Source organism: Pseudomonas sp. W15Feb34 (assembly GCF_023127765.1).
Taxonomy (GTDB): Bacteria; Pseudomonadota; Gammaproteobacteria; order Pseudomonadales; family Pseudomonadaceae; genus Aquipseudomonas; species Aquipseudomonas synxantha_A.
Genome location: NZ_SPKN01000016.1, coordinates 1 through 14,122 on the forward strand (window position 1 = coordinate 1; position 14,122 = coordinate 14,122).

16 protein-coding genes are annotated in these 14,122 nt (G+C 61.7%); 3 read left to right on the forward strand and 13 right to left on the reverse strand.

What is annotated here, in order from left to right; translation table 11 throughout:
* Positions 1 to 341: 341 nt before the first annotated feature.
* The 6 genes from E4O97_RS07380 to E4O97_RS07405 form a co-directional block, all read right to left on the reverse strand.
* Complete coding sequence (locus tag E4O97_RS07380) at positions 342 to 581, reverse strand: hypothetical protein (protein ID WP_005787380.1); 240 nt, start codon at positions 579 to 581, stop codon at positions 342 to 344.
* Complete coding sequence (locus E4O97_RS07385; protein ID WP_005787382.1) at positions 578 to 835, reverse strand: DUF6555 family protein; 258 nt, start codon at positions 833 to 835, stop codon at positions 578 to 580. The genes E4O97_RS07380 and E4O97_RS07385 overlap by 4 nt, the downstream gene beginning before the upstream one ends.
* Before the next feature lie 99 nt (positions 836 to 934).
* Positions 935 to 1,216, reverse strand: a complete 282-nt coding sequence (locus tag E4O97_RS07390; RefSeq protein WP_078821011.1) for a hypothetical protein — start codon at positions 1,214 to 1,216, stop codon at positions 935 to 937.
* A gap of 98 nt (positions 1,217 to 1,314) precedes the next feature.
* A complete protein-coding gene (locus tag E4O97_RS07395) occupies positions 1,315 to 2,079 on the reverse strand; it encodes an OBAP family protein (RefSeq protein ID WP_216091160.1) in 765 nt (254 codons plus the stop codon).
* Positions 2,080 to 2,310: 231 nt separating this feature from the next.
* A complete protein-coding gene (locus tag E4O97_RS07400; protein WP_248161046.1) occupies positions 2,311 to 2,589 on the reverse strand; it encodes a hypothetical protein in 279 nt (92 codons plus the stop codon).
* 24 nt (positions 2,590 to 2,613) lie between these two features.
* Entirely contained in the window at positions 2,614 to 2,868 is a 255-nt protein-coding gene (locus E4O97_RS07405; RefSeq protein ID WP_248161047.1) for a hypothetical protein, read from the reverse strand.
* A gap of 184 nt (positions 2,869 to 3,052) precedes the next feature.
* Here E4O97_RS07405 and E4O97_RS07410 point away from each other — a divergent pair, with 184 nt between their 5' ends.
* Positions 3,053 to 3,202, forward strand: a complete 150-nt coding sequence (locus tag E4O97_RS07410) for a hypothetical protein (protein ID WP_005787387.1) — start codon at positions 3,053 to 3,055, stop codon at positions 3,200 to 3,202.
* Positions 3,203 to 3,320: 118 nt separating this feature from the next.
* On the opposite strand, the gene E4O97_RS07415 is transcribed toward E4O97_RS07410, so the two are convergent.
* The 4 genes from E4O97_RS07415 to E4O97_RS07430 form a co-directional block, all read right to left on the reverse strand.
* Positions 3,321 to 4,661 carry a cytochrome c gene (locus tag E4O97_RS07415; protein WP_248131573.1) on the reverse strand — a complete coding sequence of 447 codons (1,341 nt, stop codon included), beginning with the start codon at positions 4,659 to 4,661 and terminating at the stop codon, positions 3,321 to 3,323.
* A gap of 16 nt (positions 4,662 to 4,677) precedes the next feature.
* Positions 4,678 to 6,912: a xanthine dehydrogenase family protein molybdopterin-binding subunit gene (locus tag E4O97_RS07420; RefSeq protein ID WP_103735315.1), complete on the reverse strand. Its 2,235-nt coding sequence runs from the start codon at positions 6,910 to 6,912 to the stop codon at positions 4,678 to 4,680.
* Positions 6,912 to 7,370, reverse strand: a complete 459-nt coding sequence (locus E4O97_RS07425; protein WP_078821018.1) for a (2Fe-2S)-binding protein — start codon at positions 7,368 to 7,370, stop codon at positions 6,912 to 6,914. The genes E4O97_RS07420 and E4O97_RS07425 overlap by 1 nt, the downstream gene beginning before the upstream one ends.
* 189 nt (positions 7,371 to 7,559) lie before the next feature.
* On the reverse strand, positions 7,560 to 8,501 hold the full coding sequence (locus tag E4O97_RS07430) for a LysR family transcriptional regulator (RefSeq protein WP_248161048.1): 942 nt from the start codon (positions 8,499 to 8,501) through the stop codon (positions 7,560 to 7,562).
* Positions 8,502 to 8,610: 109 nt separating this feature from the next.
* On the opposite strand from E4O97_RS07430, the gene E4O97_RS07435 reads away from it, so the two are divergent.
* Positions 8,611 to 10,110: a CoA-acylating methylmalonate-semialdehyde dehydrogenase gene (locus E4O97_RS07435; protein WP_248161049.1), complete on the forward strand. Its 1,500-nt coding sequence runs from the start codon at positions 8,611 to 8,613 to the stop codon at positions 10,108 to 10,110.
* Between the two features lie 245 nt (positions 10,111 to 10,355).
* Positions 10,356 to 11,132: an ABC transporter substrate-binding protein gene (locus E4O97_RS07440; RefSeq protein ID WP_032876562.1), complete on the forward strand. Its 777-nt coding sequence runs from the start codon at positions 10,356 to 10,358 to the stop codon at positions 11,130 to 11,132.
* A gap of 73 nt (positions 11,133 to 11,205) precedes the next feature.
* Here E4O97_RS07440 and E4O97_RS07445 read toward each other — a convergent pair whose 3' ends face one another.
* Genes E4O97_RS07445 through E4O97_RS07455 form a run of 3 tightly spaced genes read right to left on the reverse strand, consistent with a single transcriptional unit; the run spans position 11,206 to position 13,926 of the window.
* Positions 11,206 to 11,832 (reverse strand): PAS domain-containing protein, encoded by a 627-nt coding sequence (locus E4O97_RS07445; RefSeq protein WP_005787407.1) that lies wholly within the window; start codon positions 11,830 to 11,832, stop codon positions 11,206 to 11,208.
* The gene (locus tag E4O97_RS07450; protein WP_216091164.1) at positions 11,832 to 12,965 is read right to left on the reverse strand and encodes an FAD-binding oxidoreductase; all 1,134 of its coding nucleotides are present in this window, start codon (positions 12,963 to 12,965) and stop codon (positions 11,832 to 11,834) included. Before E4O97_RS07450 ends, E4O97_RS07445 begins: the two co-directional genes overlap by 1 nt.
* Before the next feature lie 13 nt (positions 12,966 to 12,978).
* Complete coding sequence (locus tag E4O97_RS07455; protein WP_228309713.1) at positions 12,979 to 13,926, reverse strand: ornithine cyclodeaminase family protein; 948 nt, start codon at positions 13,924 to 13,926, stop codon at positions 12,979 to 12,981.
* Between the last annotated feature and the right edge of the window lie 196 nt (positions 13,927 to 14,122).

Sequence of the window (14,122 nt, forward strand, 5' to 3'; positions counted from 1 at the left end):
GTTACTTTCGCGCTTTTCGAAAGTGACCCGCTGTAAAAGCGGAACCAATAGCAGCCGTGACTCAAATAACGGATATGTACTCGGTCAAAGTCCAGCATCCTGGTCGGCTCTTAGGCCGCCATCGGGGGCAAGCCCCCTCCCACAGGTCCGGCGTCACACCAAAGGTGTGTAGACACCCATGCCCCGATAGCGACAAACCAGTCCACGCTTTGTTGACTGACACGCCCCGGACGGGGCGTGTCTTTTTTGTAGGAGCAAGCTTGCTCGCGAAAGGCTCACAAGCGCCGCGTCCCTTCAGGTTTACGCATTATCGTTGACGTTTTTCGCGAGCAAGCTCGCTCCTACGTTCTCATAGCCCGCCGTATACGCATCCACTCTCGATAAGCCGCAGTCCGCTGCGCATCCGCAAGCTTCTTCGCCTCCGTGAAGCGCGCCCAGGTCGTTGCATCGCCGCTGTAGTGTTCGATGATGTTATACGCCTGCGCATCCAGTCGATCCGCTTCGAAAAACATCTGGGTGTTCTGCGCAATCTCCTCATCCCACCTTTGACTGATTGTGTAATCCAGCACCTGACTGTTCATTGTGTGACACCCTCCGCCCACTGAATTTCTTCCGCCCCGCACCAGCGCACATCGGTAATGCCGTATTTTTCCGCCATCGGCTTGGACACGCGCTTGAGGTTGTTTTGACCGAACCTGGGGATGACCGCCACGCCGGCATCGCAACTGGCCCAGTGCCATGCTTCAGCATTGTTCATGCGTGCCGTACGCACGATAAAGGACCTCGGCTCGCCGTGAAGTTGATACTTGATGGTAAATAGCTCGTTGGTTTTCATGAGGCCTCCCTATGCTCATGAACTACAGATAATTGACGTCAAAAAAAATTCAAAGAACTTGTCGGGCAATTCGATGGCGGGCTGTCAGCGCTGTGGCAGTCAGTCATCCACGGTAAACGCTACCCACCCGGCTCCGTCAGCGGGCCGCTCTATCTCGGCGATTACACCGCCGACGGAGGTACCGTCTGGCAAGTTCACCATGACGAAATTGGGATGGCCGGGCCACTGCAGTGGAGTGTCAAAGTCCAGGCGAACCAGGGTTGGTTTACCACTACCTGTCAGATTTACGTCAACGTGTTCGTTGAGGCGTTCATCTGCTTGGGTTCCGAGGTGACGCGAAGCCGTGATGATGCTGGCGGGGCCTTGATAATCGTAAGACATGTTGCAATACCTCATGCAAAGGGCGGCGAATGCAGCCGTGTTCTTGTGTGGCAAGCGCGGGTCAATGATTGTTCAATCCAGATGACCCGGCGGCGCCGTCAGTGCCTGTGGGGCGTTGCGGTAGGGTCGTCGATCTGGATGATCGTGCCGTGGCGCCAGGCATCCGCCCCGGGTGCAATGGCCGGTGGGGCTATATCGGCGCGAGAGTGCTTCTTCTCGGTGCTGTCGATACCCAGGCGTTGATCGCGCTCGGCGACCATCCTTGGATCAGCCTGGCCGTCAGCGGTAAACCCCATCATCAGTTGAGGCACACCCAATGGCAGGCGCTTGTGCAGGTCGGTATGCCAGGTGTGCCAGGTCTTGCCGTAGGTGTGCACCAGCTTTTCCATCAGCGCGTGCTCGGCCACCGCGGGAATGCCAGGCGCGACCAGCTGGCCGGACTTCACCTCATGCACATGGCTGTGCCACAAGGCTTTCTCCGGTGCCGGCAGGCTGTTGAACAACTGCTCGCTGATGATGTATTCCACGCCCATCAACTTGGCGTCCTTGCGGTTGCCGTCGTAAATCACGCACTGGATCACCTCCTCATTGAGGATGGCGCAGTAGTGGTGCGCTTCCATCTGCACGTCGGGGTGGCCGTTGTAGAAGTGAAAGCCGTCCAGGTAGGCATTGAGCGCGTCGATGGGCGGACGTGACTGCAGCAGGGCGGCACCGGTATCGAGTGCTCGCGTGCCTGGCGATTTGGCATCACCCGGCGCCACCACGTTTGAGGCTGAGTCGTTGCCCGCGCACGCTGTCAACGAGGCGACGCAAATTGCCAGGCACAGCGATGGCAGTGCAGGTTGCAGGCGGTGAATGTTCATCGGGGATTCCCTCCATGGGCAGTTGTCGAGAACATCTAGAAAGCCTGCCGAGGAGGGTGTTCAACCGGATAGGGGGGCGCATGGTTTGCGACGATTTGTGGAACAAGCGTTCAGCGTACCGGGTCCTTTTTCACAAGCGTGCAGTTCGGCGCAAATGGCAGTCGCCACACCGGTTTACTGGTGCCTGACGGCAAGGACGGCATTCCGGCCGGGACCATCTGTAGCGAGTCCCTAGCCCTGGAGTTTGATGGTCACCAGCAGTTCATTGGCGTTGTTCTTGCCGGCATCAACGACAACGCCGTGATAGGTGCGGCCTTCGGTTTTGATCTGAACCGTATGGGCCTTCAATAGTTGTTCCGGCCACGGCGAGAGAATTTGCGGCGACACGCCCGCACCCGCTTCCATGACCTTCGCCATGCACTCGCAAGACAGGGGGTTCACGCCGAGCAGCGTGTCTTGAAGGTAGTCGATTGTGACGCGTTGCAAGGGGGTAGCAGCACCAGCGTGCATGGCAAGCCTCGTTGATTTTTGCGTTTACTCCACGGAGGAGAGGCGGGACGATTGTCGCGAAACTACCATGTCTTCCAGGATTTCCCGAACGAGCCGATTGATCCCTGGCTCGCCGTGATACTGGGCACGGTTGATGTTGGCGATGGTGAACTGGTTGGCATCGGGCGCGAGCACCGTCACCGACAGGCTGTTATCCGGATTGATCTTGCAGGAGACACGGCAGTTGCACAGCCGCCTCGCAAGCGCGCGCTGGATTTGCGCTTTGGTCAACGTGTCCATGGGGTCACCGGATAGCAGGCCTTAACGGATCAAGGGTAGCTCAAATTGGTCGTGCGTAAAGGCTAGCGAGTTGATGGCAAGCCACTCGTCAGTCGCTGAGGCTGCGCATTGAACATATGGGCGGTTGCGTCAGCCTGATACAGCATAGGCTGATGCATCACCCAAACATCGCTAGGGGAATCTCATGAAGAAGTTATATATGTGCCTGGGCTTGTGCAGTGTGTTCATGCTGCACGGTTGTTTTGACAGTTCCGATAACACCACCAAAGACAACACCAGCGGCAGCAAGTCTTCGGTGCAGATGCAGGAAGGCAAGGCGGACGAAAGCAAATAGAGGTCCCCGGGCCAAATGTGAGAGGGGGCCTGCTGCCGATATAAGTGTGTCAGTCTATGTAACTGTGACTGAACCACCGCAATCGGGAGCAAGCCCCCTCCCACGGTTCATACATCACTCAGCGCATATGCAGGATGATCGGGCTGCTGCTCGCAGGGTCAGTATGCCCGCGCAACTTGCTCACCGCCTTCGCCTCGACCGCGCCACCGTTGTTGCCCCAGGTTCCGCGCACGTAGCTCAGCACATCAGCGATTTCCTGGTCGGACAGCTGCTCACGAAACGCCGGCATCCGGTAGGCGTCCGGCATCCCCGCCGCCACCACGCGCTGCGAGCCGTTGAGGGTGATGTTGATCGCCGAGGCGTTTTCCTTGGCCAGTGCCGACGTGGCGCCGGCCAGGGGCGGCATCCATTCGGGCTGGCCTTTGCCGTCGAGGCCGTGGCAGGAGGCGCAGCGGGTCGCATAAGTGTGGGCGCCGGGCGCATCCTGGTTTGCTGTCACCGCCTGATACTGCCAGGGGCTGCCATCACGCTGCGGGTCACCGGGCAGTGATTTGAGATAGCGGGCGATAGCGGCCAGGTCCTCGTCCTGCATGAACTGCGTGGAGTTGTTGAAGGCTTCGGTCATTGAGCCGTAGACCACGGCATGGGCATTGCGCCCCGTCTTGAGGAACTGCACGATCTGCGCTTCGCTCCAGCGGCCCAGGCCGGTGTTGGGATCCTGGCGCAGGCTGGGTGCGTACCAGCCGTCAAGCAGCGCTCCAGCGAGGAACGGCGCGCCGGATTCGTCCAGGGCTTTCTCGTTGAAGGCCAGGCCACGCGGTGTGTGGCAACTGCCGCAGTGGCCGGGGCCCTGGACAATGTAGGCGCCACGGTTCCACAGCGCGTCCTGGTCGGGCTTGGCGGCGTAAGTGGCGGTGGGCGCAAACACGCCATTCCACAGGGCGATGGGCCAGCGCAGGTTGAGCGGCCAGGGTATATCGCTGGGGATGTTCGGCTGGTTGGCCGGTTGCACGCCCTTCATAAAAAACGCATACAGCGCTTTCACATCGTCGTCGCTGAGCTTGACGTAAGACGGGTAGGGCATGGCCGGGTACAGCCGGCGGCCGCCCGGTGCGACACCCTGGCGTACGGCGCGATCGAAGTCGGCCAGGCTGTAGGTGCCGATGCCATGCTCGCGGTCGGGGGTGATGTTGGTGGCGTGGATCGCCCCCAGGGGCGTGGCCATTTCCAGGCCACCGGCGAAGGGCTGCTTGCCGGCCAGGCTGTGGCAAGCCACACAGTCACTCACCCGCGCGACGTATTCGCCGCGACTGACCAATGCAGGGTCGAAACTGGTGGCCTGTTGCTGTTCAAACGGCGAGGCGGGCTCGCGGGTGACGTACCAGGCCAGCAGGCCTGCGGCGACCAGGCAGGGCAGCGCCAGCCAGCCTGCGGTTCTTGCGAATCGGCGGTTGTTCATGGGCGTTCCCTGTGGGTTAACTGAAGGTGTGGCGGCTCAACGGCAAGCTGCGGATGCGCTGGCCGGTCAACTGTGCCACCGCATTGATCACCGCAGGTGCCACGGCGGGCAATGGCGGTTCACCGATGCCACCCATCTTTTCGCCGCTCTCGACGATCTTCACGTGGACCTGCGCCATACGCGAGGGCGGCAGGATCGGATACAGGTCGTAGTTACGCGCCCGTGGCATACCGTCCACGTACACCGCTTCCTCCAGCAACGTTTGCGACAGCCCCAAGGCTACCGCGCCGCTGACCTGGGCTTGAATGATCGCCGGGTTGACGATGCTGCCCGGGTCGATGGCCTCCCAGATATGGTGAACCTTGACCTGGCCGTTCTCGATCGACACTTCGGCGACTACCGCCGCGTGAGAGCCAAAGGGCGAAGCCATGGCCACCCCGCGTGCACGGCGCGTGCCGTCTTCGGCGGTGTAGGGGCCACGCTTCCAGCCACCGGACAGCTCGCCCACCGCTTGCAGCAAGGTGGTCAGCCGCGGGTTGTCGCGCAGCAGGTGCAGGCGCAACTCATAAGGGTCGTGACCGCCCTTGTCCGCCAGCTCATCCAGGAATGATTCGTAGAAAAAATCGTTAAGGGAATTACCCACTGAACGCCAGTAGCCGAGCATGGGCGCGCCCTTGACGTAGATCTGCGCAATACGCTTGTTGGGGATCGCATAACTCTTGCCCGACAGGCCCTCCAGGGCGGTGGGGTCGATCTGCTCGCCCTGTTTGCCACTGAGGGCTTCAGTAGGGCCTTCGGTGGCACTCACCGCTTCGATGGCTACCGGCAGGCCCTTGTCGTCCAGTGCGGCACGAAACTTCACCACGGCGAGCGGGCGCAACACATCGCGCAGGAACTCTTCTTCACGGCTCCAGATCAGCTTGATCGGGCGGCCGACCGCCTTGGCCAGCGCGATAGCCTGCGGGTACGGATTAGCCGAGTCATACAGGAAATGCCGACCAAAAAAGCCCCCCAGCAGCGGGGAGTGCAGGGTGATTTGCTCGGTGGCGAGGCCGGTGCGCTTGGCAATGTCGGCGCGGAACATATCCGGCGCCTGGTTGGGCAGCCACACCTCAAGCGTGCCGTCGGGGTTGAAGCGCGCCAAGGCTGAAGGCGGCTCCAGCTGGGCATGGTTGAGGTATTGGTTATGGTAGGTGGCTTCGACCCGAGTCTTGGCGCCAGCCAGGGCGCCGGCGACATCGCCCTGGTTTTCGTCATCGCGGGCCGGGCCCTGCTGGGCGGCGAGGAAGTCGAGGTATTTGTCGCTGGAAAAATCCGCCGGCATCGCCCGTACGGTCGAGTCGGCAGAGGCTTCCTGCCATTCAACCTGGATGGCCTCCACCGCACGCTTGGCGTGCCACCAGCGTTCGGCCACCACCGCCACGGCGCCTGGCAAGGTATGAACCGAATGCACCCCCGGCATGGCCTCGACTTGGGCCTGGTTGCGCAGGCTGCCCACGCTCATGCCCAGGCGCGGCGCGTGCTGGACGGCGGCGTGGAGCATGTTGTCGAGTTTAAGGTCGATGGTGTAAAGCGCCTTGCCGGTGGATTTGTCATAGGCATCCAGGCGTTTGACCGGCTTGCCGATCCAACGGAACTGGCTAGGGTCGCGCAGGGTGATGGTAGCGGGGTCGGGCACCGGCATATCGAGGGCACGACCGGCCAGTTCACCGTAGCCCACGGAGCGGCCGGAAGCGGCGTGTACCACGCGGCCAGGCTGGGTGGTCAGCTCGCTGAGCGGCACGCGCAGTTGCTCGGCGCCGGCCTGCATCAGCATGGCGCGGGCGAGGGCGCCGAGGCGGCGCATGGTCGGGTAGCTCATGCGCACCGACATGCTGCCGCCGGTGATGCGCAGGCCGTTTTCCATTACCACGTAGGCTTCACCCGGGGGGGCGGCTTCGACGATGAAGGTGGCGGGGTCGGCATCCAACTCTTCGCCGATGATCTGTGCCATGGCGGTGTGGGTGCCCTGGCCGCCTTCCATGAAGGGGCTGAGCAGGCGCACGCTACCGTCCGGGCGAATTTCCAGGAACGCCGGCACTTGGGTGCCGCGTTCAGCAGCGCCGGTGGCGGCCTGCACCCGCGACGAGCCCAGGGGCAAGCCAAAGCCGATGACCAGCGCACCTACGGCGGTACTGGCGAGAAAGCGCCGACGCGACAGGTTGATCGGCTCGTCCAATTTAACGCCGGGCAGGATCTCGGACATATTCATCAGGCGGTCTCCTTCCCGGCGGCCAGGCCATCCATGGCAGCATGGATGGCGTTGTAAGTGCCGCAGCGGCACAGGTTGACCATTGCCGCATCGATCTGCGCTTGCGACGGAGCGGGGGTGTGCTTGAGCAGCGCGGTGGCCGCCATCACTTGCCCGGACTGGCAGTAGCCGCACTGCGCCACCTGGTGCTCGACCCAGGCAGAGACCACGCGTTTGCCCACCTCGTCGGCCTCGATGGCTTCGATGGTGGTGATCTCGCGACCGACCACCCCGGCTACCGGCGTCACGCACGAGCGCACCACATTGCCGTCCACCAGCACCGAACAGGCGCCGCACTGGGCCAGGCCGCAGCCGTACTTGGTGCCGGTCAGGCCCAGGTTGTCGCGGATCACCCACAACAACGGCGTGTCTGCCTCGGCCTCGACTTGATAGGCCTTTTGGTTAATACGTAATTCCATGGCTGGCTCACCTGCTGATCATCGGTTGGTGCTGCAAAATTCTTATAGGAACGGTGCGACTGTACGTCGCCCATCGTCGAACTCTAGACCACCGCGCAACAGCTATCTATGCAATCGACTTCAAGTTCAGAGGATCAGGCAAGAATTCAACAGGATTGGGTCACTGTCCTCTGTAGAGGGGAGTCTTCATCAGCCGCCAGTGAATTGAAACCCGCCTGACAGTTTTTCCTTCAAATACCCCACCAGCACCGTCACGGACCTGGGCACATGGGGCGAGTAGGGCCGAATCAGATAAATTTCATCGGCAAACGCGCCCTTGAGCGTCCAGCCCTTCAACACCTGCACCAGCTTGCCGCTGGCCAGGGCGGCATGGGCGCTGAAGTCCGGCAGCAAGGCAACGCCCAAGTGATTGAGCGCCGCGTCGCGCAAGGCCTCGCTGTTGTTGGTTGAAAAGCTGCCGGCGATGGGCACGGTGATGCGCTCGATATTTTTGCTGCCGCGTTCGAAGGTCCAGGCCGGCTGGTCGCTGCCCCGTGGGTAGTAAAGGCAGTTGTGGGCGCCCAGGTCTGCCGGGGTTCGCGGTTCACCGTGGCGTTGCAGGTAGTCCCGGGTCGCCACCAGCACCGAGGTGGTATCGCACAGCTTCCACGCCACATGCGTCTCCGGCACCTGGAAACCGTGGCGCACCGCCAGGTCGTAGCCTTCGGCCGCCAGTGAGCTCAAGGCGTCGGACACGTCTAGCTGGATGCGCACTTGCGGGTACTGCTGCAAAAAGCCGGAAAGGTGCGGCACCAGTTGTTGCCGGGCAAACGCCACGGGGGCGGTCAGGCGCACCAGGCCGCGAATTTCGCCGACGGAGTCGCGCACCGACGAGAAGCTGCGGGCAATCTGCGCATAGGCACTGCGCACTTCGCGGGTCAAAGACAGCCCGGCTTCGGTCAATCGCACGCTGCGGGTGGTGCGGGTCACCAGGCGCGTACCGGTGGCTTTCTCCAGATCGGAGATGCGCTGGCTGACCGCCGATTTGCTCACCCCCAACCGTGCCGCGGCGGCGGTGTAGGTGCCTTGTTCTTCCAGCACCGACAGCCAGTGGATATGGGTCCACAGCCCTTCGATCTCAGCCTTTTCCATGAGTGTATTGTTCGCATAAAAGGACAATAAGTTCTGGATTCTGCTCTGGTTTGGAACAAATCAAAAGCCTATCGTGTGTCCCAACGCTACCCACCTGAGATCCATTGCCATGACCACGACCATTGAGCACTACATCAACGACCAGCGCGTGAGCCGCGATGATCGCTATCAGGACGTCTACAACCCGGCCACCGGTGACGTCACCGCGCGCGTGGCCCTGGCCAGCCGCCAGACCGTAGGCGAAGCCGTCGCTGCCGCCCAGACTGCATTCGCCGGCTGGGCCGACACCCCGCCGATCCGCCGCGCCCGCGTGTTGTTTGAATACCTGCACCTGCTGCGTGAGCGCAAGGATGACTTGGCGCGCATCATTGTCGCCGAGCACGGCAAGGTCTTCACCGACGCCCAGGGCGAAGTCGACCGTGGCATCGACATTCTCGAATTTGCCTGCGGCATTCCCAACCTGCTCAAGGGCGAGCATTCCGACCAGGTCTCCCGTGGCATGGACAACTGGACCATGCGCCAGCCGCTGGGCGTGGTGGCCGGCGTGACGCCATTCAACTTCCCGGTGATGGTGCCGATGTGGATGTACCCGATCGCCATCGCGGCGGGCAACACCTTCATCCTCAAGCCAAGCCCCACCGACCCGAGCGCTTCGTTGTTCATGGCCGAGCTGCTGCGTGAAGCGGGCTTGCCCAAAGGCGTGTTCAACGTGGTGCAGGGCGACAAGGAATCGGTGGATGCGCTGATCGAACACCCGGACGTCAAGGCCGTGAGCTTTGTCGGTTCTACGCCGATTGCCCAGTACATCTATGAGAGCGGCGCCCGCAACGGCAAGCGCGTACAAGGCCTGGGCGGGGCGAAAAACCACATGGTGGTGATGCCCGACGCCGATATCGAGCGCACCGTCGATGCACTGATGGGCGCTGCCTACGGTAGCGCCGGCGAGCGCTGCATGGCCATTTCGGTGGCGGTGCTGGTGGGGGATGTGGGGGATAAGGTCATCGCCGCCTTGAGCGAGCGCGCCAAGACGCTGCGCATCACTGATGGCCGCGACTTAAAAGCCGAGATGGGCCCGATCGTGTCGCGGGCCGCCCTGGAGCGCATCAGCGGCTATATCGAGCAAGGTGTACAGGCCGGCGCGCAATTGCTACTCGACGGTCGTGACTACGTGCCCACCGAACTCGGCCTGGAAAACGGCTTCTGGCTTGGCGCCACGCTGTTCGACCACGTGACCCAAGACATGAGCATCTACCGCGAAGAAATCTTCGGCCCGGTGCTGGCCTGCGTGCGCGTCAACGATTTCGCCGAAGCGGTGAAGCTGGTCAACGACCACGAGTTTGGCAACGGCGTCAGCTGCTTCACCCGCGACGGCAACATCGCCCGCGAATTCGCCCGGCGCATTGAAGTGGGCATGGTTGGCATCAACGTGCCGATCCCTGTACCGATGGCCTGGCATGGTTTTGGCGGCTGGAAGAAGAGCCTGTTTGGCGACATGCATGCCTACGGCACTGAGGGGGTGCGTTTCTACACCAAGCAGAAGTCGATCATGCAGCGTTGGTCAGAGAGTATTGAACAGGGCGCGGAGTTTGCGATGCCGGTGTCGAAGTAAGGTCTCACGAGCACTGTAAGTCCAAGTGTGGGAGGGGGCTTGCTCCCGATAGCAGAGTGTCAGTCAGTCTCTATGTGACTGAAACACCTCTATCGGGAGCAAGCCCCCTCCCACATTTCGTACGCGTTTGTTCTGAATTGACGCGATGAGCATAAAAGTCCAGTATGGAATTATAAGTACAAAACAGCTGCTGTCCGTTTTTCTTCACTCTTGCCAAACCAACAACAACCCGCGAGAACCCGATCATGAAGAAACGCCACCTTATTCCCGCCCTGGCCCTGAGTCTGTTCGCTGCCAGCCACCTGCTGGCCGCCGAGAAAACCCTGCGCATCGGCATCGAGGCCGCTTACCCACCGTTTGCGTCCAAGACCGGCGACGGCAAGATCGTCGGCTTCGACTACGACATCGGCAACGCCCTGTGCGCGCAAATGAAGGTCAAGTGCGTGTGGGTTGAAGGTGAGTTCGATGGTTTGATCCCGTCCCTCAAGGTCAAGAAAATCGACCTGGCGCTGTCGTCCATGACCATCAACGAGGACCGCAAGAAGTCGGTGGATTTCACCCACAAATACTACTTCACCTCCTCACGCCTGGTGATGAAGGACGGCGCGGTGGTGGATGACCAGTACGCCAGCCTCAAGGGCAAGAACGTCGGCGTACAGCGCGCCACCACCACCGACCGTTATGCCACCGAGGTGTTCGAACCCAAGGGCATCAACGTCAAGCGCTACAGCAATAACGAAGAAATCTACATGGACCTGGCCGCGGGGCGCCTGGACGCGATTTTTGCTGACACCATCCCCTTGAGTGACTTCCTCTCGATGCCACGCGGCCAGGGTTACGCGTTTGTGGGGCCGGAACTCAAGGATCCGAAATACGTGGGCGAGGGTGCGGGGATTGCGGTGCGCAAGGGCAATGGCGAGTTGGTCAGCGAATTGAACGCGGCCATCGACGGCATTCGTGCCAGTGGTGAATACCAGAAGATTTCACAGCAGTACTTCAAGGCCGATATCTACGGCGACTGATCCCGGGAAATACGCGGTCAATGTGGGAGCTGTCGAGCTCCCACAGGGGGGCGGCGCTGTCTTCAGAAAGGGCTCAACCCTTGAGTTCCTTCAAATGCTTGTAGACCGTCGCCCGCCCCATGCCCAGTACGTTGGCGACATAGTTGGACGCGCTCTTGCCCTTGAACGCGCCTTCGGCGTGTAACGCCAACACCAGTTCACGTTTGTGGTCGCGGGTCAGCAGGTTCAGGCTCAACTGACGCTCACGCAGCCAGCCATGCAGAAAGGTGTTGATGCGCTCCTGCCAATCATCGCGAAACAGCGCGTCCGGCTGGGCGATCAGCTTGCTCGGCGACAGGAACAGATCCAGCGCGGCCTTGGCGTTTTCCAGCAGTGAGATATTCAGGTTGATGCACAGCACGGCCAGCCGGCGTCCGTTGTGGTCGTGCAGCACGGTGCTCAGGCTGCGGATTTTCTGGCCGTCCCAGTTGAGCTTTTCATAAGGCCCGATATTCACTTCACTGACGTCACCGTCGAGCATGTCCTCCAGCGACGAGTCGTCACCCAGGCTGCGTTTGGACAGATTGTTGGCGATGTAATCGACGGTTTGCGTGCGCAGGTCATGCAGGACCACCTCTGCATGGGGAAAGAACAGCGTGGCGATCGCATCGGCAATCGCACGAAAGTTCTGCATGACGTTGTCGTGTTCAGCGGTGTTCATCAAAGGGGCTCCAGGCGGACGGGGGAGAGCATACCAGCGTCCAGCCCGAACTGTACGAGGTGCTCGGGCAGCGGCTCGCCGCGCACCAGTGCAGCGCTGGCCTGGCCCATGGCCGGTGAGGTCTGGATGCCATAACCGCCCTGTGCCGCCACCCAGAACAGCCCCGGTACCTGTGGGTCAAAACCGCTGAGCAAATCCCCATCGGCCACAAAACTGCGCAGGCCGGCCCAGGTGCGCGTCGGGCGGCGGATGGTCAGGGTGGTGGCTTCCTCGATCTGGTAGATGCCCATGGCGATATCCAGCTCTTCGGGTTGCACGTCCTGGGCCTGGACCGGGTCGGCATTGGCGGGCGAGCCGAGGAACATGCCCGCGTCGGGCTTCATGTAGAAGGCTTCGTCAAGGGCCACCAGCATCGGCCAGTCATGGGCATCGACGCCGTCCGGGCCGGCGAAGATAAATGCGGAGCGACGTTTGGGTTGCAAACCGATGGACGCCGCGCCTGCCAGGCCGCCGATATGGTCGGCCCAGGCGCCGGCAGCATTGATGATGACCGGCGCGGTGAAGGTCCCATCCTGGGTACGCACGTGCCACAGGCCGTCGATGTCGCGGCTCAAGCTCAGCACATGGCTGTCGGTGCGCACTTGGCCATTGTTGCGACGGATGCCGCGCAGGTAGCCCTGGTGCAGGGCGTCGGTATCGATGTCGCACGCCGTTGGGTCATAGATTGCGCCGTGGACTTTTTCCCGGCGCAGGATCGGCAAGCGTTTACAGGCCTCGTCGGCGCTCAAGCGTTGCACCTGTGCCACGGTGGCTTTGGCGCTCAGGTATTGACTATCGAGTTCGGCCGGGTCGCCGGTGAAATCGACGGTCATTTCGCCCCGCGGGGTGAGCAGTGGGTGTTCGCAGAAACCTGCTGGCGGCTGGTCGAAAAACGCCCGGCTGGCCAGGGTCAGCGCGCGCACTTGCGGGGTGCCGTATGCAGCGGTGTAGAGCGCCGCCGAGCGCCCCGTGGAGTGATAGGCCGGATGGTTTTCGCGCTCCAGCACCAGCACCTTGGCGTGCTGCGACAACCAGAAGCCGGTGGACGCGCCGGCAATGCCGCCGCCGATGATGATGAAGTCTGCGTGGTGCATGTGAATCTCCTGATTAGCGCTGGCGTTGGTACAGGGCATTGGCCAATGCAATATCTTCCAGGCCCAGGCCGATAGAGCGGAAAAACACATGGCGCTGAGGGTCCGGGCGCTGCGCCATATCGCTGAGCAGTTCGGGCAGGTCGCCGAGCACCGCACGTTTATCCCAGCCGTGCTGTTCGCTGGCAATCAGCATGTCGCCCGCCGCATCCGGGGTGGTCTGGCGATAATCGCAGTACACCTGCATCTGTTCGAGGCACACGGGAGGCACTTCGTGGGCACGCGGTGCGTTGGTGCTGATGGAGGTGATCAACGCGGGCTTGCTCAGGCGCATCGGGTCGATCACTGGGCCTGCCGATGAGGTGCAGAGCAGAATCACATCGGCATCTTGCAGCGCGGCATCGCAGCTGGCGGCGAGGCTCAGGCGCGGGTCCAGCGCGTTGAGTTGCGCGCGCGTTTCGGCGCTGGCACTGCCAAGGCTTGGGGAATACAGGCGGATGTGCTGCCAGTCACGCAGGTTTTGCACATAGCGCAGGTGTGCCTGGGCGACCTTGCCGCTGCCGATAATCGCCAGGCGCTGCGCCGACAGCGGCGCCAGCGCGTCGACTGCCAATGCGGTGGTGGCGGCCGTGCGTGCGGTGGTCAATTCAGCGGCATCGCACAACAGCAGCGGCTGGCCGCTGTGCATCGACATCAGCAGGGTCCACGCCGTCACCAGCGGGCCCTGTTCACGCACGATGTAGGGCGAGGTCTTGACGCCATACACGCCATCTTCTGCCAGCACTCCCAGGTAATTGATGAAATCTCCCGCGCCTTGGGGAAACTCCACCCACTGCTGCGCCGGCTGCACCGCCTGCCCGGCGGCGAGCTCGCGAAACAGCTTGCGCAGGATAGCGGGCACGTCGATTTGAGCCAGCAAGGTACGGGCCTGGGCCTGGTCGATGATGAGGGGGGGATTGGACATGGACGCCTCTGAATAAACCTATTTGTCCATTATGGACTTTTAGTTTGCGTTCGCAATAACCCATGGAAAAAATCAGATCAATGTGGGAGGGGCGGTGCGACGATTCGACTTGCCCCCGATGGCGGCGGGTCAGTCACAGATGTGCTTCTGACACTCCCTCATCGGGAGCAAGCCCCCTCCCACAGTTTTAACCATG

Coding starts and splice junctions, on each gene's coding strand:
- E4O97_RS07380 (WP_005787380.1), bottom strand. CDS start 581: ATGAACAGTCAGGTGCTGGATTACACAATCAGTCAAAGGTGGGATGAG.
- E4O97_RS07425 (WP_078821018.1), bottom strand. CDS start 7,370: ATGGAATTACGTATTAACCAAAAGGCCTATCAAGTCGAGGCCGAGGCA.
- E4O97_RS07435 (WP_248161049.1), top strand. CDS start 8,611: ATGACCACGACCATTGAGCACTACATCAACGACCAGCGCGTGAGCCGC.
- E4O97_RS07450 (WP_216091164.1), bottom strand. CDS start 12,965: ATGCACCACGCAGACTTCATCATCATCGGCGGCGGCATTGCCGGCGCG.
- E4O97_RS07430 (WP_248161048.1), bottom strand. CDS start 8,501: ATGGAAAAGGCTGAGATCGAAGGGCTGTGGACCCATATCCACTGGCTG.
- E4O97_RS07440 (WP_032876562.1), top strand. CDS start 10,356: ATGAAGAAACGCCACCTTATTCCCGCCCTGGCCCTGAGTCTGTTCGCT.
- E4O97_RS07395 (WP_216091160.1), bottom strand. CDS start 2,079: ATGAACATTCACCGCCTGCAACCTGCACTGCCATCGCTGTGCCTGGCA.
- E4O97_RS07405 (WP_248161047.1), bottom strand. CDS start 2,868: ATGGACACGTTGACCAAAGCGCAAATCCAGCGCGCGCTTGCGAGGCGG.
- E4O97_RS07390 (WP_078821011.1), bottom strand. CDS start 1,216: ATGTCTTACGATTATCAAGGCCCCGCCAGCATCATCACGGCTTCGCGT.
- E4O97_RS07410 (WP_005787387.1), top strand. CDS start 3,053: ATGAAGAAGTTATATATGTGCCTGGGCTTGTGCAGTGTGTTCATGCTG.
- E4O97_RS07415 (WP_248131573.1), bottom strand. CDS start 4,661: ATGAACAACCGCCGATTCGCAAGAACCGCAGGCTGGCTGGCGCTGCCC.
- E4O97_RS07385 (WP_005787382.1), bottom strand. CDS start 835: ATGAAAACCAACGAGCTATTTACCATCAAGTATCAACTTCACGGCGAG.
- E4O97_RS07420 (WP_103735315.1), bottom strand. CDS start 6,912: ATGAATATGTCCGAGATCCTGCCCGGCGTTAAATTGGACGAGCCGATC.
- E4O97_RS07400 (WP_248161046.1), bottom strand. CDS start 2,589: ATGCACGCTGGTGCTGCTACCCCCTTGCAACGCGTCACAATCGACTAC.
- E4O97_RS07445 (WP_005787407.1), bottom strand. CDS start 11,832: ATGAACACCGCTGAACACGACAACGTCATGCAGAACTTTCGTGCGATT.
- E4O97_RS07455 (WP_228309713.1), bottom strand. CDS start 13,926: ATGTCCAATCCCCCCCTCATCATCGACCAGGCCCAGGCCCGTACCTTG.